Origin of the sequence: Bradyrhizobium sp. B025 (genome assembly GCF_042257955.1) — a bacterium.
In the GTDB taxonomy this organism is placed as follows: domain Bacteria; phylum Pseudomonadota; class Alphaproteobacteria; order Rhizobiales; family Xanthobacteraceae; genus Bradyrhizobium; species Bradyrhizobium diazoefficiens.
The window spans coordinates 5,450,717-5,475,881 of record NZ_CP170150.1 but is presented as its reverse complement, the minus strand read 5'-3'; the positions used below and the strand labels follow the sequence as shown (position 1 = coordinate 5,475,881).

Annotated in this window: 25 protein-coding genes; 11 read left to right on the top strand and 14 right to left on the bottom strand. The window is 64.9% G+C overall.

The genetic code is table 11. The annotated features are described in order from the left end of the window. Positions 1-8 precede the first annotated feature (8 nt). Together ACE10W_RS25680 and ACE10W_RS25675 are read right to left on the bottom strand one after the other, a co-directional pair. On the bottom strand, positions 9-974 hold the full coding sequence (locus tag ACE10W_RS25680; RefSeq protein ID WP_375762055.1) for a DMT family transporter: 966 nt from the start codon (positions 972-974) through the stop codon (positions 9-11). A 75-nt stretch (positions 975-1,049) separates the two neighbouring features. Next, positions 1,050-1,529: a PaaI family thioesterase gene (locus ACE10W_RS25675; RefSeq protein ID WP_038967200.1), complete on the bottom strand. Its 480-nt coding sequence runs from the start codon at positions 1,527-1,529 to the stop codon at positions 1,050-1,052. Positions 1,530-1,712: 183 nt separating this feature from the next. Between ACE10W_RS25675 and purL the strand changes: the two genes are divergently transcribed. After that, entirely contained in the window at positions 1,713-3,923 is a 2,211-nt protein-coding gene (purL, locus tag ACE10W_RS25670) for a phosphoribosylformylglycinamidine synthase subunit PurL (protein ID WP_304547614.1), read from the top strand. Between the two features lie 120 nt (positions 3,924-4,043). Here the strand turns inward: purL and ACE10W_RS25665 are convergent, their stop codons facing one another. Next, complete coding sequence (locus ACE10W_RS25665; protein ID WP_060908144.1) at positions 4,044-5,234, bottom strand: acyltransferase; 1,191 nt, start codon at positions 5,232-5,234, stop codon at positions 4,044-4,046. A 176-nt stretch (positions 5,235-5,410) separates the two neighbouring features. Between ACE10W_RS25665 and ACE10W_RS25660 the strand changes: the two genes are divergently transcribed. Then, on the top strand, positions 5,411-5,584 hold the full coding sequence (locus tag ACE10W_RS25660; protein ID WP_007612121.1) for a DUF1328 domain-containing protein: 174 nt from the start codon (positions 5,411-5,413) through the stop codon (positions 5,582-5,584). A 100-nt stretch (positions 5,585-5,684) separates the two neighbouring features. Here ACE10W_RS25660 and ACE10W_RS25655 read toward each other — a convergent pair whose 3' ends face one another. Continuing rightward, positions 5,685-6,044, bottom strand: coding sequence for a DUF427 domain-containing protein (locus tag ACE10W_RS25655; RefSeq protein WP_028173372.1), 360 nt, complete (start codon positions 6,042-6,044; stop codon positions 5,685-5,687). A gap of 195 nt (positions 6,045-6,239) precedes the next feature. Here ACE10W_RS25655 and ACE10W_RS25650 point away from each other — a divergent pair, with 195 nt between their 5' ends. Together ACE10W_RS25650 and ACE10W_RS25645 are read left to right on the top strand one after the other, a co-directional pair. Continuing rightward, the gene (locus ACE10W_RS25650; protein ID WP_011088461.1) at positions 6,240-6,476 is read left to right on the top strand and encodes a BolA family protein; all 237 of its coding nucleotides are present in this window, start codon (positions 6,240-6,242) and stop codon (positions 6,474-6,476) included. 23 nt (positions 6,477-6,499) lie between these two features. Next, a complete protein-coding gene (locus tag ACE10W_RS25645) occupies positions 6,500-7,693 on the top strand; it encodes a low temperature requirement protein A (protein WP_161534365.1) in 1,194 nt (397 codons plus the stop codon). Between the two features lie 259 nt (positions 7,694-7,952). On the opposite strand, the gene egtD is transcribed toward ACE10W_RS25645, so the two are convergent. Then, on the bottom strand, positions 7,953-8,924 hold the full coding sequence (egtD, locus tag ACE10W_RS25640) for an L-histidine N(alpha)-methyltransferase (protein ID WP_304547597.1): 972 nt from the start codon (positions 8,922-8,924) through the stop codon (positions 7,953-7,955). A 50-nt stretch (positions 8,925-8,974) separates the two neighbouring features. Beyond that, positions 8,975-10,273, bottom strand: a complete 1,299-nt coding sequence (egtB, locus tag ACE10W_RS25635; protein ID WP_161537036.1) for an ergothioneine biosynthesis protein EgtB — start codon at positions 10,271-10,273, stop codon at positions 8,975-8,977. Positions 10,274-10,512: 239 nt separating this feature from the next. Here egtB and grxD point away from each other — a divergent pair, with 239 nt between their 5' ends. Genes grxD through ACE10W_RS25615 form a run of 4 tightly spaced genes read left to right on the top strand, consistent with a single transcriptional unit; the run spans position 10,513 to position 13,991 of the window. Beyond that, a complete protein-coding gene (gene grxD, locus ACE10W_RS25630) occupies positions 10,513-10,839 on the top strand; it encodes a Grx4 family monothiol glutaredoxin (RefSeq protein WP_027548651.1) in 327 nt (108 codons plus the stop codon). A 3-nt stretch (positions 10,840-10,842) separates the two neighbouring features. Then, the gene (locus ACE10W_RS25625; protein WP_375762054.1) at positions 10,843-11,394 is read left to right on the top strand and encodes an O-acetyl-ADP-ribose deacetylase; all 552 of its coding nucleotides are present in this window, start codon (positions 10,843-10,845) and stop codon (positions 11,392-11,394) included. Between the two features lie 46 nt (positions 11,395-11,440). Continuing rightward, a complete protein-coding gene (locus ACE10W_RS25620) occupies positions 11,441-12,727 on the top strand; it encodes a serine hydrolase (RefSeq protein ID WP_304547592.1) in 1,287 nt (428 codons plus the stop codon). A 1-nt stretch (position 12,728) separates the two neighbouring features. Next, the gene (locus tag ACE10W_RS25615; RefSeq protein ID WP_375762053.1) at positions 12,729-13,991 is read left to right on the top strand and encodes a serine hydrolase domain-containing protein; all 1,263 of its coding nucleotides are present in this window, start codon (positions 12,729-12,731) and stop codon (positions 13,989-13,991) included. A gap of 16 nt (positions 13,992-14,007) precedes the next feature. On the opposite strand, the gene ACE10W_RS25610 is transcribed toward ACE10W_RS25615, so the two are convergent. The 6 genes from ACE10W_RS25610 to murI form a co-directional block, all read right to left on the bottom strand. Next, positions 14,008-15,075 (bottom strand): low specificity L-threonine aldolase, encoded by a 1,068-nt coding sequence (locus ACE10W_RS25610; protein ID WP_370204530.1) that lies wholly within the window; start codon positions 15,073-15,075, stop codon positions 14,008-14,010. Between the two features lie 342 nt (positions 15,076-15,417). Further along, positions 15,418-16,035 carry a 30S ribosomal protein S4 gene (rpsD, locus tag ACE10W_RS25605; protein ID WP_011088452.1) on the bottom strand — a complete coding sequence of 206 codons (618 nt, stop codon included), beginning with the start codon at positions 16,033-16,035 and terminating at the stop codon, positions 15,418-15,420. Positions 16,036-16,316: 281 nt separating this feature from the next. Then, the gene (locus tag ACE10W_RS25600; RefSeq protein WP_370204529.1) at positions 16,317-17,084 is read right to left on the bottom strand and encodes an acyltransferase; all 768 of its coding nucleotides are present in this window, start codon (positions 17,082-17,084) and stop codon (positions 16,317-16,319) included. Between the two features lie 108 nt (positions 17,085-17,192). Next, entirely contained in the window at positions 17,193-17,576 is a 384-nt protein-coding gene (locus ACE10W_RS25595) for a cupin domain-containing protein (protein WP_011088450.1), read from the bottom strand. Positions 17,577-17,643: 67 nt separating this feature from the next. Beyond that, a complete protein-coding gene (locus ACE10W_RS25590) occupies positions 17,644-18,417 on the bottom strand; it encodes an HpcH/HpaI aldolase/citrate lyase family protein (protein ID WP_161534371.1) in 774 nt (257 codons plus the stop codon). A gap of 61 nt (positions 18,418-18,478) precedes the next feature. Then, positions 18,479-19,276, bottom strand: coding sequence for a glutamate racemase (gene murI / locus ACE10W_RS25585; protein WP_028173382.1), 798 nt, complete (start codon positions 19,274-19,276; stop codon positions 18,479-18,481). A 173-nt stretch (positions 19,277-19,449) separates the two neighbouring features. Here murI and ACE10W_RS25580 point away from each other — a divergent pair, with 173 nt between their 5' ends. Continuing rightward, positions 19,450-20,001 (top strand): cytochrome b, encoded by a 552-nt coding sequence (locus ACE10W_RS25580; protein WP_011088447.1) that lies wholly within the window; start codon positions 19,450-19,452, stop codon positions 19,999-20,001. 171 nt (positions 20,002-20,172) lie between these two features. Then, positions 20,173-20,814 carry a glutathione S-transferase family protein gene (locus ACE10W_RS25575; protein ID WP_110116521.1) on the top strand — a complete coding sequence of 214 codons (642 nt, stop codon included), beginning with the start codon at positions 20,173-20,175 and terminating at the stop codon, positions 20,812-20,814. Positions 20,815-20,821: 7 nt separating this feature from the next. Here the strand turns inward: ACE10W_RS25575 and ACE10W_RS25570 are convergent, their stop codons facing one another. Continuing rightward, complete coding sequence (locus ACE10W_RS25570; protein WP_028173384.1) at positions 20,822-21,628, bottom strand: Crp/Fnr family transcriptional regulator; 807 nt, start codon at positions 21,626-21,628, stop codon at positions 20,822-20,824. Positions 21,629-21,880: 252 nt separating this feature from the next. After that, positions 21,881-22,963, bottom strand: a complete 1,083-nt coding sequence (locus tag ACE10W_RS25565; RefSeq protein WP_375762052.1) for a preprotein translocase subunit SecD — start codon at positions 22,961-22,963, stop codon at positions 21,881-21,883. Between the two features lie 247 nt (positions 22,964-23,210). Here ACE10W_RS25565 and ACE10W_RS25560 point away from each other — a divergent pair, with 247 nt between their 5' ends. Continuing rightward, positions 23,211-25,118: an acyl-CoA synthetase gene (locus tag ACE10W_RS25560; RefSeq protein WP_271612075.1), complete on the top strand. Its 1,908-nt coding sequence runs from the start codon at positions 23,211-23,213 to the stop codon at positions 25,116-25,118. Positions 25,119-25,165: the final 47 nt, after the last annotated feature.

Below are 25,165 nucleotides of genomic sequence, written 5' to 3'. Positions count from 1 at the left end.
GCCTCGCGCTAGCGCAGCTTCAGCCGCTCGGCCGGCACCGTCATCGCCGCGACGCCGGCCATGACCAGCAGCAAGCCCAGCGCCAGGTTCGAGGGCACGCTTTCGCCGAGCAGCAGCACGGAAAGGCCGACGCCGATCGGGATGCGCAAATAGCCTTGCGCGTTCGTGGTAAGCGTGCCGAGCCGGCCGAGGCAGACGTAGAACAGCATCAACCCCAACGCGCTGGAGACGATGCCCATGACGATGGTGGCGACGATCGCCTGAAACGTCGGGTGCAGCGTCCAGGGCTGGTCGATGATCAGCGAGGGCGGGAGCAGGATGAGGCCGCCGAACAGCAGCGAGCCGGCCGCCACCACCATCGGGTCGTAGTCGGATAGCCGGAGGCCGAAGATCGTCGCGCAGGCAAAGGAGATGGTGGCGAGCAGGATCGCGATCTCCGCGACGATCTCGCGGCCGAAGCCGCCGAGCGCATCGAGGCCGACGATGGCGACGGTGCCGGCGAGGCCGAGGATCGCGCCCGCGAGCTTCAACAGCGTGGCCGGCTCGTGCCGCGTGATCAGCGAGGTGATCAGGAAGGCGAAGATCGGCGTGGTCGAGGCCAGCACCACCGTGTTGGACGCCGGCACATATTGCTGCGACCAGGTGATGACCAGGAACGGGAAGGTCGAGTTGATCAACTGCTGGGTCGCGAACAGCTTCCAGGCTTTCGCATCGGTCGGGATCCTGACGCCGCGTATCCACAGGATCGCGAACAGGAAGGCGGCCGCGATCAGCGAACGCGCCGAGATGAAGGTGACGGGCGGAATGGTGTCCAGCGCGAGCTTGGCCAGCGGATAGGTGGAGCTCCAGCAGCAGGCGAGCGCGAACAGCAGCGCATAGTCGCGCCAGCTGCGCGCGCCGGTGGCGGCCATGGACGACAGCGGCGTTGATGCGGACGCCGTCGTGCGACCCGCCCCCGATGTGCTCTGCGGCACCTTGTTCTTGCTCCCCGGCGCGACCGCGCTTCTCGCAAGTCTGGGCGAGGGGGCGCCAAAAGGGAAGGCGTCGAGCTATGCGTTTGGCTGAGGGAGCGACTTCCGCTTGGCCCGCTTGATCGTCCCGGAAAAGGTGAACAGAAGGCGCTCGCCGGAGGCCATCTGACCGCGCAGGAAGATCAGCGAACCACCCGCGCGGCTGACCTCGCCGGTGCACTCGATCAGCTCGCCCTCATGCCCGGCATCCAGGAACTCACAGGCGAAATTGACCGTCACGCCGCGGCCGTTCAGCGCATTCCGGCCGATCGCGAACAGGCAGTAGTCGGCGAAGGCCATGAAGCAGCCGCCATGGACGTTGCCGGAGCCGTTCAGGTGCTTCTTTTCGACCCGGAAGGCGCAGCGGACGCTGCCGTCCGCCTCCAGGCGGTGCCAGAAGGGGCCGATATGGTTCTCAAAGCTGTCCCTGATCCAGGTCTGCCAGCCCTTGAACTCACCCTCGGTCGCGACATGCAGCTCGGGGCGGGGCGGAGCAGCCGTTTTGGTCAATTCGTGCAAGGAAATGGGCCTTCAATTGCGGGTCTTCAGCCCTTAAATCCGATCCGTCCGCGCCGTGCAATTCCCGTTCCCGCACCCCTCGGCCGCAAAACGTGGGACAGTGGGAAAATGCGCCATAAAGGGCTTTTCGCGAGGCCCCGATCTTCCTAAGAACGGCAAAACGCCGTCGAAAGCCCCGAATCCATGAAGAACGAACCCAAGATCACCCCCGAACTGGTTGCCGCCCACGGGCTCAAGCCCGACGAGTACGAGCGCATCCTGAAGCTGATCGGGCGGGAGCCGACCTTCACCGAGCTCGGCATCTTCTCGGCGATGTGGAACGAGCACTGCTCGTACAAATCCTCGCGCATCCATCTCCGCGGCCTGCCGACCAAGGCGCCCTGGGTGATCCAGGGCCCCGGCGAGAATGCCGGCGTGATCGACATCGGCGACGGCCAGGCCGTGGTCTTCAAGATGGAGAGCCACAACCACCCGAGCTACATCGAGCCCTACCAGGGCGCAACCACCGGCGTCGGCGGCATTTTGCGCGACGTCTTCACGATGGGCGCACGGCCGATCGCCTGCCTCAATGCGCTGAGCTTCGGCGCGCCCGAGCATGCCAAGACCCGGCACCTCGTCTCCGGCGTCGTCGCCGGCGTCGGCGGCTACGGCAATTCCTTCGGCGTGCCGACGGTCGGCGGCCAGGTCCGTTTCCACACCCGTTATGACGGCAACATCCTCGTCAACGCGATGGCCGTGGGCCTCGCCGATGCCGACAAGATCTTCTATGCGGCCGCCTCCGGCGTGAACATGCCGATCGTCTATCTGGGCTCCAAGACCGGCCGCGACGGCATCCACGGCGCCTCGATGGCCTCGGCCGAGTTTGACGACAAGTCCGAGGAGAAGCGCCCCACCGTGCAGGTCGGCGATCCCTTCGCCGAGAAGCTTTTGCTCGAGGCGTGCCTCGAGATCATGGAGAAGGGCTGCGTCATCGCGATCCAGGACATGGGCGCGGCGGGCCTGACCTGTTCGGCTGTCGAGATGGGCGCCAAGGGCGACCTCGGCGTCGATCTCGATCTCGACGCGGTGCCGACCCGCGAGACCGGCATGAGCGCCTACGAGATGATGCTCTCGGAGAGCCAGGAGCGCATGCTCATGGTGCTCAAGCCCGAGAAGGAGAAGGAAGCCGAGGCCATCTTCAAGAAATGGGGCCTCGACTTCGCCGTGGTCGGCTACACCACGCCGAGCAAGCGTTTCGTGGTCAAGCATGGCGGCGACGTCATGGCCGACCTGCCGATCAAGGAGCTCGGCGACGAGGCGCCGCTCTATGACCGGCCGCATGTCCCCTCCGCCGCGCTGCCGGTCGTGCACGCGCGCGAGGTGACGGCACCGATGGGCGTAGGTAGCGCGCTGGAGAAGCTGATCGGCACGCCCGACATGTGCTCTAAGCGCTGGGTCTGGGAGCAGTACGACCACGTCATCCTCGGCAACACCATGCAGCGCCCCGGCGGCGATGCCGCCGTGGTGCGCGTGCAGGACGGCCCGAAGGGCCTGGCGCTGACCGTCGACGTCACGCCGCGCTATTGCGAGGCCGATCCGTTCGAGGGCGGCAAGCAGGCGGTGGCGGAGGCCTGGCGCAACATCACCGCGGTCGGCGGCAAGCCGCTCGCGATCACCGACAATCTCAATTTCGGCAATCCTGAACGGCCCGAGATCATGGGCCAGTTCGTCGGCTGCCTGAAGGGCATCTCGGAAGCCTGCCGCACGCTGGACTTCCCGGTCGTCTCCGGCAACGTCTCGCTCTACAACGAGACCAACGGCCGCGCGATCCTGCCGACGCCCTCGATCGGCGGCGTCGGTCTGCTCGACGATTTCACCAAGTCCGCTTCGCTCGCCTTCAAGGCCGAGGGCGAGGCGATCCTCTTGATCGGCGAGACCCATGGCTGGCTCGGCCAGTCGGTGTACCTGCGCGACATCTGCGGTCGCGAGGAGGGCGCGCCGCCGCCGGTCGACCTCGCTGCCGAGAAGCGCAACGGCGACTGCGTGCGCGGCATGATCCATGCGGGCACCGCGACCGCCGTGCACGACCTCTCGGACGGCGGCCTCCTGATCGCGCTCGCCGAGATGGCGATGGCGAGCGGCATCGGCGCAAAGCTGCTGGCGGCGCCGACTTCGCTTGTCTCGCAGGCCTATTGGTTCGGCGAGGACCAGGCGCGCTATCTCGTCACCGTGCCGGAAACGGAGGCCGGCCGCGTGCTCGCCAAGATGCGCGGCTGCGAGGTGCCCTGCGTGCGGATCGGCACCACCGGGGGCGATGCGATCGCGATCGCCGGCGAAGCGCCGGTAACGATCGATACGCTGCGCACCTCGTTCGAGCGCTGGCTGCCGGAGTATATGGGCGGGAAGGCGGCCTAGCGACGCCATCTCCCCGTCCTTGCGAGGAGCGAGGCGACGAAGCAATCCACACTGCTGCCTGCGGTGAGATGGATTGCTTCGCTGCGCTCGGAATGACGATAGGAGGCCGGTGCCGTTTCCTCAAAGCACCTTCGTCGCGCCCGGGATCTGCCGCAACGCTCGCGTCAGCGCCCAGCTCGCCGCGACTGTCAGTACAAACCCGAGCGTGGCCTTGACGATCGCCGGCAGGTCGTAGTCGAACAGCCAGTATTGCAGCCACAGTGCGATCGGATAGTGCACCAGGAACATGCCGTACGCGTCGCTCTGCATTGGATCGAGCAGCTTGGCTGAGCCTGATTGCTTGAACCTCTGGAAAAAGGCCAGGATCAGAAACATGATGGCGACGCTGAAGACAGTGAAGCAGATGGCATAGAGCGCTTCATACCAGTCCGGCAACGGCGACGGGTTGCCCAGGATTTCGCGCTTGATGAAGATCAGCACCCACAAGAGGCAATAGGGAACGATCGCCAGTACCATCCAGTCCCAGCTGACCCTCGCCATCCGGCCGTCTGCCGCGAGCAGCCCGCGATCCATTTGCGCAACGCCGATGCCGGCACCGAAAAAGAAATAGGTCGCGTAGAGCATCACGCGCCCGTGCTGGACCGAGAACGGCCCGAACTCGAACCAACTGCCTGCTCCGAAGTGAACCCGCCCGGGAATGTAGAACGCCGCGGTGACGGCAAGCATAACCGCGAAGAACACGGCGGGCCGACGGCGACCATATAGCGAGAGGCGATTGATCGGATCGAGCAGATTGGGCGACAGCCGGTGCAACAGGCAGGCAACCAGGTCGAAGGCGAACAAGACCCAAAGGAACCAGATCGGCCCGCTCGGCCACGGGCCCTTCGTGACCATATTCCACCAGAACTCCGAAAAGCCGATCTCGGGATGGTGCCGCAGGGAGATCGCGTAATAGGCGAGCGGAATGACCGTAAGGGCGCAGATCGCGAAGGGTAAGCCCAGCCGAAGCAGGCGATCTGCCAAATAGCTCCGCGCTCCCTTCCGGGCGATACCAGACCAGGCGAACAGTCCCGACAGGAAGAAGAACATCGCCATGAAGAAACTGTCGGTGGCGAGCACGATCATGTCGAAGCCGAAGAAGTACTTCGGATCGGTATGACCGAAATAAGTATAGGGGATCACCGCGTGATGCAGCAGCACCACCAGTGTCAGGAAGGTGCGGGCGCGATCGAGCGACACATTGCGCGTCTTGCTCTTCGGCGCGGCGTGAGCCTCTGCACCGATCGTCGCTGAATGTGACATCGTCATCATGGCCGCCCCGGTCTTGCTCCTGTCCCGGCCAGACTGTGCCGCCGGGAACCCGATTCAGCAAGGGCAGTCTGTGCTGCGCCTTGACCCTGCTGTGCCGTTAGGAACCAGTTCCGTGCAGCGAAGTTAGCATCCGCGCATTGGAGGGCCGCGGTGCGGCGCCCAAGTCGGAGTTGGCGATGACGATCCTGAAATGGGCGCTGATCTTTCTCTTGGTCTCGATCGTGGCTGGCGTGCTCGGCTTCACCGGCATCTCGGCCGCCTCCGCCGACATCGCCCGCTTCCTGTTCTACGTCTTCGTCGTGATCTTCCTGGTGCTGCTGATATTGGGGCTCACGATCTTCAGGGCGTAGCTAGATATGTCATTCCGGGGCGGTCCGCAGGACCGAACCCGGAATCTCGAGATTCCGGGTTCGCGTCTGCGACGCGCCCCGGAATGACGCCGCCTCCAGACTACCCCACTTCCTCGATCTTCACCTTGTCCGGATAGAAGGCGAGGTGGCCGGAAATCTCCGTCATCGCGGGGAAGGGCGTTTCATAGGTCCAGATCGCGTTGTCGAGCGTCTTGCCGTCGGCCTTGATGCTGTAATAGCTCGCGTCGCCCTTGTAGGGGCAATGGGTGACACGGTCGGTGCGCTCCAGCAGCGTCATGTTGGCATCCTGTCGCGGTACATATTGCACCGCCGGATATTTGGCCTCCTTCAGCGTCAGCGCCTTGCTGGTCTCGGCGATCACGATGTCGCCCGCCGTGACGCGGACGCGCTTCGGGTTTGGGGTGATGGTGATGGGGTGGTCGGGCCCTGGAAGCTTCATGATTTCACGCCTTTTCGATCAATCTGCCGCGCGCGGCACTTTGTCGTGCCTTTATCCTGATGGGATCAGGGATATAGTGCCTGAGTGCGTGACGTAGAAGGCCGTTCACGCTAAGTTTGGCCCTGCCGGTCCGGGGACCCCGGCAGCGATTCGACGACGAGGCTGATCTCAGCCGAGATAAGGAGCAAGACCCGAATGCCCATGGACGCCCACGATATCGAGGCGATGATCAAGGCAGCGATCCCCGATGCCGAGGTGACGATCCGTGACCTCGCCGGCGATGGCGACCACTATGCCGCGACCGTGATCTCGGAATCCTTCCGCGGCAAGTCCCGCGTCCAGCAGCACCAGATCGTCTATCAGTCCCTGCGCGGCCAGATGGGCGGCGTGCTGCATGCGCTGGCGCTGCAAACCGGGGTACCCGGCACCTGACCTGATCGCAGCGGGGACCGATGATGGCTGCGGACAATCCGCGCGGCGCGATGTTTCGCGTCATCCTGCCGAACCAGCCCAGCCGCGTCACCAATGCCGAGCTGTTCTTCGATCTCGTCTTCGTCTTTGCCGTCACGCAGGTGTCGCACACGCTGCTGCACCATTTCACGCCGCTCGGCGCGGTCGAGGTCACGCTGCTGTTCCTGGCGGTGTGGTGGGTGTGGGTCTACACCGCCTGGGTCACCAACTGGCTCAATCCCGATCTGACGCCGGTCCGAATCCTGATCTTCCTGATGATGCTGGGCGGCCTCGTGCTGTCGACGACGATCCCGACCGCCTTCGATGGCCGCGGTCTCTGGTTCGCGATCGCCTACGCAACCATGCAGGTCGGACGTACCGCGTTCTGGCTGTTCGCAACCCCGCGCCACCGCACGGAAGTGCGGCACAACGCGATCCGCATCCTGGTCTGGCTCTCCGGCTCCGCGATCTTCTGGATTCTCGGCGGCCTCGCGCACGGGGAGGAGAGGCTATGGTTCTGGATCGTGGCCCTGGCGATCGAATACGTCTCGCCCGCCGTGCGCTTCTGGGTGCCGAAGCTGGGATTCTCCTCGGTCGAAGCCTGGGCCGTCGAGGGCGGCCACATGGCCGAGCGCTGCGCCGGCTTCATCATCATCGCGCTCGGCGAGGCCGTCGTCGTCAACGGCGCGACCTTTGCCGAGTTGGAGTGGACCGCGGACAACATCCTGGCCTTCGTCTCGGCGCTCACCGGCGCCATCGCGATGTGGTGGATCTATTTCCACAAGGGCGCCGAGGCCGGCTCCGAGCGCATCTCGAAATCCGCAGAATCCGGCCGGCTGGCGCGGCTCGCCTACACCTATCTGCACATGCCGATCGTCGCCGGCATCATCCTGACCGCGGTGTCGGACGAACTGGTGCTGAAGCATCCGACCGGCCATTCCGACGTCCGCACCATCGTGAGCACGATCGGCGGCCCGCTGGTGTTCCTGGTCGGCACCATCCTGTTCAAGCACGCGATCCGCGGCTTCCTCCAGCTCTCGCACGGCATCGGCATCATCCTGCTCGCGGCGCTGTGGTGGTTCGCGGCGGAGCTCTCGCCGCTATGGCTGTCGGTCGCGACCACGGTGATCATGATTGTGGTCGCGGTGTGGGAATCGGTGTCGCTAGGATCGAAGCCCGAAGAGGCCGAGGAGCACTGAAGCACGGCAGGCCGGAGGGCGTCGTACGTGGCCTCGTGGAGCGGTCCGAGCGCGCGCCTCGTCCTTCGAGACGACCGCTCCGCGATCTCCTCAGGATGAGGCTAATCGCCTCGGTGCTCCTCGAAACTGCTGCCGCGCACTCCGTCCTCATCCTGAGGAGCCCGCCCGAAGGCGGGCGTCTCGAAGGATGCGCCGCAGGGAAACCGCTTATATTGAATAGGCCCTCAGGCTGGCTGTCCGGGGGAAGCGGTGAGAGCGTTTAATCCGCAACCTGCAGCGCATGCACCGAGAACATCTTCGCCGCATCCGTCCAGCTCTCGCGCACCCGCCAGCCGGCGCCGTGGGCCAGCGCGGCGAAGCGCTCGAGGCTGTATTTGTAGCTGTTTTCGGTGTGGATGCTCTCACCGGGGCGGAACGAGAAGCTGGTGCCGAGCAGGCGCACGGTCTGGGTCTTCTTGCTGATCAGGTGCATCTCGATGCGGTGCCGCTCGCGATTGTAGATGGCGCGATGGGTGAAGGCGGAGAGGTCGAAATTGCCGCCGAGCTCGCGGTTGATCCGCACCAGCACATTGAGGTTGAAGCGCGCGGTGACGCCGGCCGCATCGTTGTAGGCGTCGTGGAGCACGCGCTCGTCCTTCTCGAGGTCGGCGCCGATGATCATCTGCGCGCCCTTGCCCAGGATCTGGCGCGCGCTCTTCAGAAAAGCCTGCGCCTCATGCGGCTCGAAATTGCCGATGGTCGAACCGGGGAAGAAGCCGACCTTGGGCATCGATGCGACCGCCTTTGGCAGCTCGAACGGCGTGGTGAAGTCGGCCGCCACCGGATAGATGCCGAGCGAGGGGAAGTCCCGCTTCAGGCCGTTCGCCTGCGCGTTCAAGAAGTCGCCGGAGATATCGACGGGGACATAGGCGGCGAATTGGCAGTGGTTCAGCAGCAGGCGGACCTTCGTGGTCGCGCCGGCGCCGAACTCGACCAGCGCCGCATGCTCCGGAATGATCTTCGCGATCTCGCTGCCGCGCTCCTTCAGGATCGCAAGCTCGGTGCGCGTCGGATAATATTCCGGCAGACGCGTGATCGCCTCGAACAGCTCCGAGCCGGTCGCGTCGTAGAAGTATTTCGGCGACAGCTTTTTCGGCTGCTGCGAGAGGTCCTCGATGGCCTCGCGGGCGAAAGCGGTGGTCTGCTCGTCGGGAAGATGGGCTTCGGCCAAAGCGCTGGCGTGCACATTCATGATACTCTCCTGAACGCGCTGTCCGGCGCGCATTGATCGTCGGATGAGAACTAGTTGTAATCGGCGAGCCGCAGTCCCGTGAATTGCCAGCGGTGGTGCGGATAGAAGAAGTTGCGATAAGTAATACGGCTATGCCCCTCCGGGGTTGCAAGCGAGGAGCCGCGCAGCACCAGCTGGTTGACCATGAACTTGCCGTTGTATTCGCCGAGCGCGCCTTCGATGGCGCGGTAGCCGGGGTAGGGCGAGTAGGACGACCGTGTCCACTGCCAGACGATCCCGAAGGCATCGTTGAGTTGGCCGGCGCGCGCAGCGACCTCCCACTCCATCTCGGTCGGCAGATGTTTTCCGGCCCAGCGCGCGAACGCATCGGCCTCGTAATAGCTGACGTGGCAGACCGGCGCGTCGGGATCGACCGGCTTGAGGCCGGCGAGCGTCATCACCTGCCAGGCGCCATCGACCTCGCGCCAATGGCCCGGCGCCTGCCAGTCTTCCTTGCTGACCACAGCGAAGCCGTCCATCAGCCACAGCGTTGCGTTCGCGTAGCCACCGTCGCGCATGAAGGCGAGCCATTCGCCATTGGTGACGAGATTGCGTGCGATCTTGACCGGGCCGACGAGGGCGCGATGCGCCGGCTTCTCATTGTCGAAATGAAAACTGTCGTCGACATGGCCGACGGTGTGGATGCCTTCGTTGAGGATCAACCAGTCATCGCCGGTGCGCGTCGCGGATGGAAAGCGCCAGTCCGGATCGTAGGCCGGATAGACCGGATTCTGCGCAAAGGCGTGCAGGATGTCGGTGAACATCAATTCCTGATGCTGCTGCTCGTGATTGAGCCCGACCTCGACCAGTGGCGCGATGGCACGGAGCTTGTCCTCACCGGCCTCGCGGAAGAATTTGACGACCGCCGCATCAACGTATCTGCGATAGGCGCCGACCTCGCTGGCACCGGGCCGGGTGATGTCTCCGCGGTGATTCCGGGCATGACGGGGGCCGGCGCTGACGTAATAGGAATTGAACAGGAAGGCGAAATCCGGGTGGAAGGGCTGATAGCCCGGGCGATGCTCGCCGAGCAAAAACTGCTCCCAGAACCAGGTGGTGTGGGCCCGGTGCCATTTCGCGGGGCTCGCATCCGGCATGGACTGGATCTGCTGGTCCTCGGGCGACAGCGGCGCGGCCCGGCGCTCGGTCTCGTTGCGGACGGCGAGAAAGGCGTCCTGAAGCCGCTGGGCGAGCTTGCCTGGGGCGGAGGACGGTGACGAAAGCGGTGCGGGGGCCGTAGCGGAAGCTTGTTTCGTCACGTTTTTCTCCAGACAGGACAAGAGAACGTTGTTGGCGTTGCCCGGTTCCAAAACCAAGGTTCGTCCTAGATAGGGGCTCCGTTACGGTATGAAAGTCCTCCCCGGTGATGATATTCGTGTCATCATGCAATGGCTTCGGGGCTGCCCAGGCCGCTCGCCCAGGGCCTTTTCCCCCCATTTTACTTTGGATGCACAACGGTTTGGGCTACATATATAGGAAGGTATCGGGTTAAATCGGCTGAGCCGGCCCGGAGTGGTTGTTGAGGGCTCCGCCCCAGAAGGACATGGATATGAGCATCGAGGAATTCATCGCCAACGAAGTGAAGTCGAACGACGTGGTTCTGTTCATGAAGGGCACGCCGCAATTTCCGCAGTGCGGTTTCTCCGGCCAGGTCGTGCAGATCCTCGACCACCTCGGCGTTGGCTATAAGGGCCTCAACGTCCTCGAATCCGCAGAACTGCGCAACGGCATCAAGACCTTCTCGAACTGGCCGACCATTCCACAGCTCTATGTGAAGGGCGAATTCGTCGGCGGCTGCGACATTGTCCGCGAGATGTTCCAGGCCGGCGAATTGCAGCAGCTCCTTTCCGAGAAGGGCGTCGCGGTTGCGGCCTAATACGTGACCCAGCTGACGCGCCGGATTGGTGGCGCGGAGTTCGAGGTCATTGTCGCTGACATCACCACACTGAGCGTTGACGCCATCGTCAACGCCGCCAACACGTCGCTCCTTGGCGGGGGCGGCGTCGATGGGGCGATCCATCGGGCCGCCGGGCCCGATCTGGTCGCCGAATGCCGGATGCTCCACGGCTGCAAAACGGGCAACGCCAAGATCACCATGGGCTATCGGCTCAAGGCCGCGCACGTGATCCACACCGTTGGTCCGGTCTGGAATGGCGGCACGCTGGACGAAGACGGTCTGCTCGCCTCCTGCTATCGCCGTTCGATGGAGCTGTGCGGGAAGAACAAGCTGACCTCGGTGGCATTTCCCGCGATTTCGACCGGCATTTTCCGCTTTCCCGCCGACCGGGCGGCGGAGATCGCCGTGCGCACGACGATCGAAGCGCTCCCTGCCGCGCCATCCGTTGCGCGCGTGGTGTTCTGCTGCTTCGCCGAACCGAGCGCCAGGCTCCATGCCGAGGCGCTAGCACGACACAGCAGCCCTTGTGCCTGATGACGCGGTCAGTACACTCCGTCCAGCCATGTTCCGGGGAGGGGATATGATTTCACAGTCTGGACTGCGTGCGCTCGCCTGCGGCGCGCTGATGTCGCTTGGCGCGATGTCGTTCGCACGGGCAGAGGGCACCTACGAGATTCCGGCCGGCGCGCATTTCAATCAGGATAAGCTCGCCAAGGTCAGCGAGTTCTTCAAGAACGAGGTCGCGACCGGCAAGATCGCCGGCGCAACCGTGCTGATCCAGCAGCACGGCAAGCCGGTCTATCACGAAGCCTTCGGCGTGCAGGACGTGGTCAGCAAGGCGCCGATCACCGACAAGACGATTTTCCGCCTGTTCTCGATGAGCAAGGCGATCACGTCCGTCGTCGCGGTGCGACTGATCGAGGACGGCAAGATCAAGCTCGACGATCCTGTCTCGAAATACATCCCGTCCTTCGCCAATGTGAAGGTCGGCGTCGAGAAGAAGGCCGACGACGGCACCAAGTCGCTCGAACTGGTGCCGCTCACGCGGCCGATCACGGTGCTCGATTTGATGCGCCATACCTCCGGCATCACCTATGGCTTCTATGGCGACAGCCTGGTCCGCAAGGCCTATCGCGACGCCAACATCTATGCCGGCGATTTCGACCTCGCCGAGTTCGCCGAGCGCATCGCGAAACTGCCGCTGCACAACCAGCCGGGCGCGCTGTGGCAATATGGCCATTCCACCGACATCCTGGGGCGGGTGATGGAGATCGCGGCGGGCAAACCGCTGACAGACATCATGCGGGAGAAACTGCTCGATCCGCTCGGCATGGTCGATACCGGCTTCTTCGTCACGGCCCCCGAGAAGCAGAAGCTTCTGGCGCAGCCGGTGCCGAACGATGCCGATTTCCGGGTCGGCCGCATCAACGATCCGACGGTGGTCAAGAAGATCCAGTTCGCCAGCGGCGGCATGGTGACGACCATGGCCGATTACGAGCGCTTTGCGCAGATGCTGCTCAATGGCGGCAGCCTCGACGGCAAGACCATTCTCAAGCCCGAGACGTTCAAGCTGATGGTGACCGATCAGGTCGGCCCGGGCTCCGGCGTGGACCGCGACTATTTCTACTTCCCCGGCGACGGTTTTGGCTTCGGCCTCGGCCTTGCGGTCCGCACCGACCCCGGCAATGCCAAGCCGCCGCCGCCCGGCGATCTCGGGGAATTGAAGTGGGACGGCGCCTCGGGCTGCTATTTCGTGGTCGACCCCAAGCAGGACATGTTCTTCGTGCTGCTGGAGCAGACCCCGACCGAGCGCCAGCGCGTGCAGCGGACACTGAAGCAGTTGGTTTATGAAGCCATGGAGAAGTGACATGAACGGGCGCCGCGCGCTGATCGCGGCGCTCGTCGTTCTGGTCGGTGTGGTCGGCGCGAGAGCAGGTTACGAGGGGCGCCCCGCGCACAGCCTCTCGCCTGAAGGCTTGGCAAAAGTCTCCGACTACATCCGCAACGAGGTCGCGACCGGCAAGATACCCGGCGCGATCCTGCTGCTCCAGCAGCATGGCAAGCCGGTCTATTACGAGAATTTTGGCGTCCGCGACGTCGCGACCGAGATCTCGATGAGCGCGGACACGATCTTCCGCCTCTATTCGATGTCGAAGCCGATCACCTCCGTGATGGCGATGATGCTGGTCGAGGAGGGTAAGCTCGCGCTCGACGATCCCGTTTCAAAATACATTCCGGCCTTTGCCGGCATGAAGGTCGGCGTCGAAAAGAAAGCCGAGGACGGCAAGGTCGGGCTGGCGCTGGAGCCGCTCGATCGTCCGGTGACGATCAAGAATCTGATGCGTCACACCTCCGGACTGCCTTATGGCTATTACGGCGGCGGCGCGGTGCGCGAGCTCTATGCCGAGGCGAAGCTCTTCAACCGCAATCTCAGCAATGCCGACTTCGCCGCGAAGATCGCCACGCTGCCGCTGGTCGAGCAGCCGGGCACGGTGTGGGATTACGGCTTTTCCACCGACGTGCTCGGACGCGTCGTCGAGGTGATCTCGGGAAAGACGCTGCTCCAGTTCGAGAGGGAGCGGCTGCTGGGTCCGCTCGGCATGACCGAGACGGCATTCTTCGTCGCCGATCCCGCCAAGTTTCCCCGCATTGCCGAGCCGATGCCGGAGGATCGCAACATCAATCCGACGACGCAGGTCCGCGATATCAGGCGGCCGGCGACCTGGGAGTCGGGCGGTGGCGGGATGGTTGGCACCGTCGGCGACTACGCCCGTTTCGCGCAGATGCTGCTGAACGGCGGCACCTATGACGGCCGGCGCTATCTCAAGCCCGAGACCATTGCGCTGATGGCGTCGGACCATATCGGACCGGAGACCAGAATCGCGCGCGACCAGAACTATTATCCGGGCGCGTCCTCCGGCTACGGCCTCGGCTTTGCGGTGCGCACGTCCGTGCCGGCGGGTACGTCATGGCCACTCGGCGAATATCGCTGGGACGGCGTCGGCGGCACCTTCTTCTTCATCGATCCCGAAGACGATCTGTTCGGGATATTCATGGTGCAGACCCCGTCGCAGCGCGGCCGGATCCAGCTGGCGCTGAAGACGCTGATCTATCAGGCGATGGGGCGCTGATCGCGGGCTACGGGACTTACGCCCCGCGCACGATCTCGCGCACGTATCCGATCGTTTCCTCGATCTGGCTCACATTGACGTCGAGATGCGTGCAGGCGCGGATGCGGCCGTCCATCATCGCGAGCGTCACGCCGCGCTGGCGCAGTGCGGCGACCATCTTGTCGCCGGGGACGCCGGCGCCATCGGGCTTGAAGAACACGAGGTTGGTCTCGGGCTCCTGCACCTCGATGCCTGCGATCTGCGACAGTCCGCGGGCGAGTGCGCGCGCATTGGCATGATCGTCGGCAAGGCGATCGACGTGGTGGTCGAGGGCGTAGATGCAGGCGGCGGCGCAGATTCCGGCCTGCCGCATCGAGCCGCCGAGGCGCTGCTTCCACTGCCAGACCGCGTCGATGAAGGCGCGCGAGCCGGCGAGCACGCCGCCGATCGGCGCGCCCAGGCCCTTGGAGAAGTCGATCCAGGCCGAATCCCAGCCAGCGGTCATGTCGCGCGGAGAAATGCCGCTCGCCACCGTGGCGTTGAGCAGCCGCGCGCCGTCCATGTGGGTGACGAGGCCGTGCTGCCTGGCGATCTCGACGATCTCGTCGAGTGCGGCCTTCTTCCAGATCGTGCCGCCGCCAATATTGGCGGTCTGCTCGACGCTGACGACGGTCTGCGGCGGCTGGTAGCGCGTGCGCGGGTGCAGAGCTTTCCGGAACGTCTCCGGCGTGAACTGGCCGTCGGCGCCCTTGAGCTGCGTAACCTGGAAGCCGCCGATCGCGGCATGCGCGCCGCCCTCACGGGCGATGATGTGCGCGGTCTCGTGCGCGAGAATCTCGTCGCCGGGCCGGCAATGCACCAGCGTCGCGGTGACGTTGCACATCGTGCCCGAGGGCATGTACACGGCGGCCTCCTTGCCGAGCAGATCCGCAACGCGCTCGCACAGCGCGTTCACGGTCGGATCGTCGCCGACCTGCTCGTCGCCGACCTCGGCGCGCGCCATCGCCTCGCGCATCGCAGCCGTCGGCTTGGTCTGGGTGTCCGACAGCAGATTGATGCGCACCGGCGGCGCCTTGGGATCGATCGGGGGCGGGGTGTAGAGCATGGCTGGTCTCGTCATTTCATCTAGTCGAACAATTGCGACGTACTGCGTGCATCGTTTCTCAGCCACGGGAACGTTGAGCGACGCGGTGTCGCGCGGCAAGAAGGATGTCGTCTGGCGTGTCCGCTGTGAACATATTGCAATCGGGATGAGCGAACAGCCCCCGATATCGGCAGACCTGCTGGTCGCGGGAGAGGGCCGCCCACGCTCGAATCGCCGCTTCAGTCAGCATTGCCGAAGGCAGAGTGTTGGCGAACTGGCCGGCCATCCGAGACATCGATGGCATGCTACCAAACAAAAAGGCCCCGGAAAACCGGGGCCTTTGAACGTTGGTGTGCCGAGTTATCAGCGCGAATAGAATTCGACGACCAGATGCGGCTCCATCTGCACCGGGAACGGCACGTCGGAGAGGCCGGGGATGCGAATGTACTTCGCGGTCATCTTGCCGTGGTCGACGTCGAGATAGTCGGGGGTGTCGCGCTCGGGGAGCTGGCTGGCTTCGAGCACGTGGGCGAGCTGCTTGGAGGCTTCCTTGACCTCGACCACGTCGCCGACCTTGAGCTGGTAGCTCGAGATGTTGACCTTGCGGCCGTTCACCTTGATGTGGCCGTGGTTGATGAACTGGCGCGCGGCGAAGATCGTCGAGACGAACTTGGCGCGGTACACGACCGCGTCGAGACGACGCTCCAGGAGGCCGATCAGGTTCTCGCCGGTGTCACCCTTGAGGCGGCTCGCCTCGACATAGATGCCGTGGAACTGGCGCTCGGAAATGTTGGCGTAATAGCCCTTCAGCTTCTGCTTGGCGCGCAGCTGCACGCCGAAGTCGGAGAGCTTGCCCTTGCGGCGCTGGCCGTGCTGGCCGGGGCCGTACTCGCGGCGGTTCACGGGGCTCTTCGGGCGGCCCCAGATGTTCTGGCCCATACGGCGATCGATCTTGTACTTCGCCTCACTGCGCTTAGTCATCGCGTCCTCTTCGGTTGCATGGTTTGAGGAAACGCGCCCTCCTGTGTGACAGGCCAAAGCCCGGCACCGACAGGTCCGATCCCCAAAGCTTAAGGGAGAGGACCACGGGTCGCGAAACGCTTCGCGGGCCGAAATCGGCCCGCGAGCAGGCGGCTTTTAGGGGAGTTTGGGGTTCGCTGTCAATTCTTTAGCCGTCATTCCGGGGCGCTCAAAGAGCGAACCGGAATCTCAAGATCCCGGGCTCGGTGCTATCGCACCGCCCCGGGATGACCGCTGCGCGGTCACGTCCCGACCACCCGGATCGGCTTCGGGCCGGCCGCCCGCAATTCGGCAGCGATTTCAGTGTTCAGGACCTGTTCCAGCCGGGTCAGGACCCGGGCGATGGGGGCGGCGTCGGTGACCCGGTGGTCCCAGCGGATCACGACATGGATGGTCTGGTCGGGCGCGACCACCCCATAGCTGACGATGAAGGGGCCGGGCGTGACGGGATGCAGCTCGCCGCCGCCATAGGCGGCCACCGAGCTCACCGCGAAGCTGCCGAACCAGTTGCCCCGCTGCCGGCCGAAATTGAGCCCGATGGCCCAGGACAGCCGCCGCAGCGGCAGCGGCAGGCGGGTCGCCCGCATGATCTTGCGGAACATGGGAACGTCGTTGATCGGCGCCGTCTTGCCGCGCCGGATCTCGGCATCGACCGCGGCCAGGGAAAGAGCCTCCGGGGCTGCGATTCGCTGCGGCAGCACGCATTCCTCGCCGTCCTCGACCCGCGCGACGGCGACCAGCGCGACGCTCTTCGGCAGCTCGTAGAGCATCGGCCAGGGCCATTTGGCGTAGACCGTGCGCAGAATCGGCTCGTCCCTGGCGACCAGGGCGAAGGCCTTGACGAACATCGCCGCCCAGCCGGCGGGCGCCATCGCGCCCGAGCGCGCCTCCAGCAGGGGGCGGATATTGAGCGAACGGGACAGCGAGACGAAGGGCACGTCCATCGACGCGCGCATCAGGTCGCAGATCAGGCGGCGCGGCAGCGAAATGGTCTTGGGCGTCCCGCGCATGGGTCTTTCGGTTCCTGCGGACTAAAATATGTGCAGCGAGCGGGTCGCCCCCGCTCGCCGCGTGCTCTAGCACGAACCAACCCGCTTGGGGTCGGTCGGTTCGCCGCATCAGGGGGCTGGCGTCGCCAGCGGCTTGGTCTTGTCGTAGACGTAAATACCAATGATTTTCAATGATTTATCGCCGTGGGTCTTGGCGTCGTGGACGACGCCGGCCGGGATCAGATAGGAATCGCCGGCCTTCAGGTGCTTGTCAGGCTGGCCTTCGACGAGGAGATCGGCCTCGCCTTCCAGCACATAGCCGGTCTCGATCCCGGGATGGGTGTGACGGCCAGCGGCGCCGCCGGGCGGCACTTCGGCGATGGCGGTCAGGGTCGTGTAGCCGTCCGGGAAATCGGTCTTCTGGAGTGGGGTGCGCTTGATGGCGGGCTGCTGGGCGAAGGCCGCAAAGGCAAGGCCTGCGAAGGACAGAGCGAGCAAAGTCTTTTTGAGCATTATTTCCTCCCTGGAAGGGCCGACCCTAGCAGCGCGGCAGTTCCCGGCAAGGTGGCAATCGGCCTGTTCAGCGCCTGATGCCCTCGAACGCCGCCATGATGCCGCGCTGGAACAGCGACCAGTCGAAGCCGAGCGCGATGGCGCGGTAGCCACGGTCGACCAGGGCGTTGGCCTGGTCGGCGGTGCGGGCGACGCCGCCGATCGGCACGCCGCTTCTGAGGATGCCGGCCTCGGCGCGCGCGACCAGCTCCAAGAGCTCCGGATCGTCCATCTGGCCGCGCTTGTTGATGGAGGTGGCGAGGTCGCCGGGGCCGATCACCGCGACGTCGATGCCGGGGGTGGCCATGATCTCGTCGATGCGGTCGACGGCGTCGACATGCTCGATGGTGATCATGCAGATCATCTCGTCGTCGGCGCCGGCCATGTAGTCCGGCATCGACTGGCCCCAGCGGAATGGCGCGTGGAAGGGACCCCAGAGACGATCGCCGCGCGGCGGATAGCGCACGCTGCGCACCGCTTTCTCCGCCTCGCTGCGGTTCGTGATCATCGGAAAATTGATGCCGAAGGCGCCGATGTCCATCGGCGCTTTCGCAAGCCACGGTTCGTTCGCCGCGATCCGCACCAGCGGCGTGCACGGCGTGCCGGTCGTGGCGGCGATCATCGCATGCGCTTCGGTGAGGCCGATCGGCCCGTGCTCGAGATCGACGATGATCCAGTCGAGCGAGCGCGCCATGATCTGCACGGTCTGCACGCTCGGGATGGTCGCGATAGCGCCGAAGGCGGGGCGGCCCTCGCGCCACAATTGGCGGAGACGGTTGAGCGGCGTGGTCTGGACCGACATGAGAAAACCTGCGCGGAGATGACGACGGCGAAGCCTAGCAGCGCGTCGTTGGCGCGGAAAGTCAGGCCAGCGCGCGGCCGCCGAAGAACGGCGTCAGCGTGGCCGAAAGGTCATGCACACGGTTCGAGGTGAAGATCATTTCGGCGCCGGACTGCATGATGCCGCCGATAGCCGGGCCGAGCAGATCCGATACGCGGCGGGCGATGGCGGGTGCCGGGTCGATCCAGTCCACCGGCCAGGGCGCGAGCCTGGTCAGCCGGTCGAGCAGGAGCGGATAATGCGTGCAGGCCAGCACCACCGTGTCGGTACGCGCGCCTGCGTCGGCGGCATCGCCGACGAAGCAGGGGGTGAGCTCGGCAAGGATGTCGTCGTCGCTGATCGGATGGCCGCCGAGCGCGCGTTCGGCGAGCGAGGCGAGCTCGGGCGAGCCGACCAGCGTCACCTCGCATCCCTGCGCGAAGTCGCGGATCAGCGCCTTGGTGTATTCGCGCTTCACCGTGCCCTTGGTGCCGAGCACCGAGACGCGCCGGCTCTTCGACTGCGCACAGGCCGGCTTGATCGCCGGCACCGTGCCGACGAAGGGCAGGGAATAAGCGGCGCGCAGGTGCGATAGGACCAGGGTGGACGCCGTGTTGCAGGCGATGACGACGAGGTCCGGATCATGGGTGCCGATCAGCTCCCCCATCAGCGGCACGACGCGGGCGATGATCTCGTCCTCGCTGTGGTGGCCGTAGGGGAAGAAGGCGTCGTCGGCGACGTAGACGTAATGCGCGTCCGGGCGCGTGGCCACGACCTCACGGAGCACCGTGAGCCCGCCAAGGCCGGAATCGAACACCAGGATCGTCGGGGAATTGGTCACGTCGTTACCTTAAAGCGTCTTGGTTACCATTCGGTTTTTGGGGCGGTTTTGCGGCGGTGGCACCTGGGGCCAATTTTGAACGATTCAATTTCGCGATTGCCGCATGTTCCCGCTATCAGCACGGGTGTTGCACTGCGGACGGGGACATATCCGCAGAATTCCGGGGAGCCGACATGATCAGAAACACCAGTAACGGCTGGGGCAGCGTTTCCCGCTGGCTGCACTGGATTTTGGCGCTGACGATCATCGGTATGATCGGCTTCGGCTGGTGGATGAACCACATCCCGGCGCGGCCCGACCGTTTCTTCTACCGCTCGATCCATGCCGATATCGGCTATGTGATCCTGCTGCTCACGGTGCTGCGCCTGGTCTGGCGCGTCGTCAACCCGACGCCGGCGTTGCCGGCCGACAGCCAGCCCTGGCAGAGGCTGGCCGCCCGCATCAGCCATGGCGCGCTGTATCTCGCCGTGATCGCGGTCATCGTGCTCGGCTGGGCGCATTCCGGCGCGCACGCGCCCGATTATTCGGACTTCTTCGGCCTGTTTCACGTGCCGCAATTCACTTCTCCCGACCGTGCGGCGGCGAACGCCTATGAGGACCGCCACATCCTCTTTGCCTATGTGCTGCTCGCCCTGATCGCGGTTCACGTCGTCGCCGCTCTCTGGCACCACTTCATCCGCCGCGACCGTGTCGTGACGCGGATGGTGGCGGACGAGGCGGGGTAGGGCTTTCCCAAACGCGTTGCTCTCAATCCCGTCATCCCCGCGCAACCGCGAAGCGGTTGTCGCTGGAGGCGCGAGGCTTGCGATGCGCACGCATCGCAAGCGGAGCCTCGAAGGGTGACGGCGATGCTATGATGCGGCATCACGATCCATCCCACGGCCGCAGGAGGCGCCATGCTCACCGTCCATCATCTCGGCAAGTCGCAGTCCGAGCGCATCGTCTGGCTGTGCGAGGAGCTCGAAATCCCCTATGAGCTCAAGCGCTACGCTCGCGATTCCGTCACCATGCTGGCGCCTCCCGACTACAAGGCGCTGCACCCGATCGGAGCGGCGCCCGTCATCACCGACGGCGATCTCGTGCTCGCCGAATCCGGCGCGATCGTCGATTACATCATGGCCAGATACGGCAATGGGCGCCTCGTGCTCCGCCCGGACGACCCTGATTTCGCGCAGTTTTTGTACTGGTTTCACTTCGCCAACGGCACGCTGCAAGCCGGCATGGGCCGCTTGATGATCCTGAACCGGCTCAGGCCCGCCGAGGACAATCCGATGCTGGTCGCGACCAGAGGGCGCGTCGACCGCGCCTTCGATCTGGTCGACGCGCGGGTTCGTGACGCCGAATATCTCGCCGGCAACACCTTCACCACCGCCGACATCATGATGGGCTTTTCGCTGACCACGATGCGCTACTTCCAGCCCTATGATCTCCAGCGTTGTCCGAACGTGGTGAAATATCTCGGCCGCATCGGTGCGCGGCCGGCCTACCGGCGCGCGATGGAGAAGGGCGATCCCGGCATGGCGCTGCTGCTGAGCTGAGCGGCGGTCACGCGATCCTGTTCGTCGTCGCCGCCCGTTCCGTGGCGAGCTGCTTCTGCAAGCGATCGATGTTTTGCAGCAGGCGCTGGCTGGTCAGCACCAGGAAGTAATAGCCGAACTGCGGGTCCTGAAAATAGATCTCGAGCAGGCGGTCATAGGTGATCGTCAGCACCTGGCCGTCTTCGACGCATTCGATCGTTCCGGTGCGCCGGTTGTCCGGTGTCAGGAAGCCGAGCTCTCCCATGAGAGCTCCGGGCCCGATCTCGACATTGATCTCCTTGACCAGGAATTTTCCGGTGACCGTAAGGAGCATCTCCTTGGCCGGATCGCCCAGTTTGAACAGCGTGTCGCCGCGGCGATATTTGCGCTCGGTCATGAACGGCTTGAGCCACTCGATCGACATGTCGCCTTCGGCAGCATGTCGCGCCTTCTTGACCAGCTTGAGCATCTGCCGCAGGCGAAGAGCGTTGATCGGAAGCAGCAGCAGATAGAGCAGGAAGGTCGAGACGTTGGCGGAGAGCGCGCCGAACACGGCGAAGAATGCACAGCCGACCATGTTGGCGACGCGCAGGGGCACCATGGTCCGCATCAGGAGGGTGGCGACGAAGAAGCCGGCGCCGACCGCGGCGAACAGATTGGCCAGGGTGATGTTTTGGACAAAGATCTCCAGCATCCGATTGAAGATCGCGTCGTAGGTGACGTTGTTGGGATCGAGGCCCATCTGGACCAGGATCTTCGCGATCCTGAGGTTGTCCGTCGCCGCATCGAGAATGCGGTCGAGGATCGACGAAATGTCTGCGCTGCCGGACGGCATGGTACTAACCCCGCGTAAGGCCTTCAGTCCTGGTCGGTATTCGTATAGCCGAAATCGAATGACGACCGCTTGAATGGAGCCTTCGGCCGTCATGCCGCAAGAGGCAAATTTTAGCCTGATCGTGCGTTTCGGCAATTGCCCGTTGGTTGCGCGTATCGCCGTGGCGACCTGTGATTCGGCCCCGGGGCGCGGACTTCGGCGCCGTTGACCGACCTGAGGCCCCCGACGAGGGGGCGTGAGGCGATCTTCGCCTTACGGCTTGCTGGCGGGCTGGATCACCTGCTGCTCGACCAGGCCGAGGTGCCCCGGCAGCGAGCCGGCGCGCAGCATCATGGCGACGCTGCTCGCTTCCTCCAGGGTGAAATTGCCGGAGATCTGGCCCGAGCCGCCGGTGATGGGCTCGCGGATCACGGGAGCGGAGATCACCCTGTCGTCGAGCACGATAGCGAAGGGTCTTCCGACGTTCTCTGCGGTGATGTGGGCGAAGCGCCGCGTGCCGCGGCCGTTGAAGCGGAACGAGGCGATCGGGTCCTTCGTGCCGCTCGCAAAGCCGGGACCGGCATAGCTGATGTCGTCGCCGTCGAGCGCGCTCTCCTTGGCAACCAGATAGGGCTGCTTGTCCTTGAAACCGAGCAGGACTTCTGTGCCCGCGGGCGGCGCACCGGATTGGGCCTGCTCCGCCGGCATCGAGAGGTCGACCAGGCGGAGGCTGACCTTGACCTTGGTGGCGAAGATCCTGGTCACCTGTTCGGGCTCCATCATGCCGGGCAGGAAGATGCGGATGCGGTCCGTGCCGTCAGACTGGACGCTGGCGAGCCTGATGCCGGCATCCTTGAGGCGCTGCTCGATCATGGCGATGGCGTCTTCGACGAGATCGCGCAGCCGCGCGGCGGATGCTGCATCGGTGGGCGCGAGCCGGACCAGTCCGCCGCCGCCGTCGGTCATGGCGAGCGCATGCGATGGCAATCCCTCCGCGGCTGAGGCGAGCTTGCGCTTCAGCTCTTCGCGGCCCTTGGCGTCCACGATCTTCAATTCGACGCCGCCGTCGCGGATCGCAAGACCGGAAAAGGCGATCTTGCCCTCGCGCAATGTCTTGTAGACGTCGTCGCGCAAATCCGTGACGACGCTCTCGCGCAAGCCGTCGGTGTCCACCTTGTAGATGATGCGCGAGCCGCCCAGCTTCTCCATCTTGTCCGCGATGAAGGCCGTGATCTTGGCGCGCATCTTGTCGAGCTGGCTGTCCTCGGCGAGCCCCGCGCGGGGCAGCGCGATCGCCGCTGCGATGGCGAGCGCAATAGTAAGCCGTCCGATGCGATCCCGCAGGGGCATAGTCATGATGACCTCAAGTCTTGCGGCAGGACGCTGGCAGGCGAATCCTGTGCATGTTCTTGGTCCCCGGATCGGGCGCGGAGGTTCAAATTCCGTCCGGATGAGCCCTGTCGCTGCAGCCGTTAGGCAATGGACGAACGGCAAATCATCCCTCATTGTGTTGGCGCTCGACCGGCCATCGGTCGAGGCCTCGCCGACCAAAATGTCAAAAGACAGGAGGCGGGGAAATGCACCTGAGGGAGGACGGAATTCCATGGCGGGCATCCACGCGCTCGATCGGCTGATTGGCAACGACTATCCGGACCTGGCGACTGACGAAGAGGTCCGGGCCTTCGAGCAGGTCCCCTACGCGGATCGCGTCGCGGCCGAGAGCACCTATGACGCGATCAAGCTAGGTGCTGCGCGCAACCCGGACGGCGCAGCGATCCAGTTCCTGCAAAACGCCGATCCGGCCGATACGCCGGTTGTGGTCACGTACCGCGACTTCGTGGCGCGCGTCACGCAGGCCGCCAACATGTTTCACGCGCTCGGCGCGGAGAAGGGCGACGTCATCAGCTTCATGCTGCCGCTGGTGCCCGACGCCTTCGTGACGCTGTTCGGCGCGGAAGCCGCCGGCATCGCCAACCCCGTCAATCCGCTGCTCGAGTCGCACCAGATCGCGGAAATCCTGGAGGCCGCGAACACGAAGATCCTGGTGGCGCTCGGGCCGATGCCCGGCACCGACATCTGGCAGAAGGTCGAGCAGATCCGCCCGCAGCTCAAGCATCTCAAGGCGATCGTGCAGGTGTTCGGTGGCGGCGACCCGGCGAACGGCGTGTTTGCTTTCAACGATTTGATCGCGCAGCAGCCGTCCGACCGGCTGATCAGCGGACGCAAGATTCTCGGCAGCGATATCGCCGCTTATTTCCATACCGGCGGCACCACCGGTACGCCGAAGCTGGTGCGGCACACCCATGCCAACCAGGTCTACCAGGCCTGGGCGCTCAACCTGCTGCTGAAGTCGAGGCCCGGTGCCAACCTGTTGTTCGGCATGCCGCTGTTTCACGTCGGCGGATCGCTGACGCAGGTGCTGCTGACGCTGTCGAGCGGCGGCTCGCTGGTCGTGCTGTCGCCGAGCGGCTGGCGCAATCCGAATGCGGTGAAGAACATCTGGGGGCTCGTCGAGCGCTTCAAGCCCGAGGCGCTGTCGAGCGTGCCGACGGTGCTCGCCGCAACGCTGGCGGTGCCGCCGGGCAATGCCGACATCTCCAGCCTGAAATATGCTGCCGGCGGCGGCTCGGCGATCCCCGTCGCCGTCGGCTCGGCGATCCAGGACAAACTGAAGCTGCCGGTGGTCGAAGTCTACGGCATGACCGAGACCTCGAGCGTGCACACGCTCGCTTATCCGTCACGGCCGATCCGGCTCGGTTCGGTCGGCCTGCCCATGCCTTATGCGCGCGTGCGCATCGTGCAGCTCGATGCCGACGGCCGCCTGATCCGCGACTGCGCGCCGGACGAGATCGGTGTCGTGATCATGGCGGGGCCCGGCGTTTTCGGCGGCTATCTCAACGACGAGCACAACAAGGGCGCCTTCGTCGACGAGGTCTGGGTCAATTCCGGCGATCTCGGCCGGCTGGACGCCGACGGCTATCTCTGGATCACCGGTCGCGCCAAGGATCTCGTCATCCGCGGCGGCCACAACATCGATCCGGCGCCGATCGAGGAGATCATGTTCCGCCATCCCGCCGTTGGCTTCGCCGCGGTGGTCGGCCAGCCCGACGCCTATGCCGGCGAACTGCCGGTCGGTTACGTGCAGTTGAAACCGGGTGCCAAGGTCGAGCCGGGCGAGCTTGAGGCGTGGGTGCGCGAGCGCACGCCGGAGCGCGCCGCCGTGCCGGTGCAGGTCATCCCGATCGATCCGATGCCGGTCACGGGGGTCGGCAAGGTGTTCAAGCCGCAGCTGCGCTGGGACGCGGCCGAGCGCGTGTTCACGAAGGTGCTGGCGCCGCTCGCCGAGCGCGGCATCGACTGCAAGGTCAGGGTCGGCGCTCATGGCAGCCACGGCTCGATCGCCACCGTGACGCTGGCGGGCCTGCCGGCCGACCAGCGCGAGGCGGTCGCGGGCGAGGTGCACACCCTGCTCGCGCCGTTCGTGATGCGGCACGAGGTGGTGCAGGTGTAGCAGGCCCAAACGCAGCCCGGCGTCGGTCTGACCGCGCCGGAAGGGCG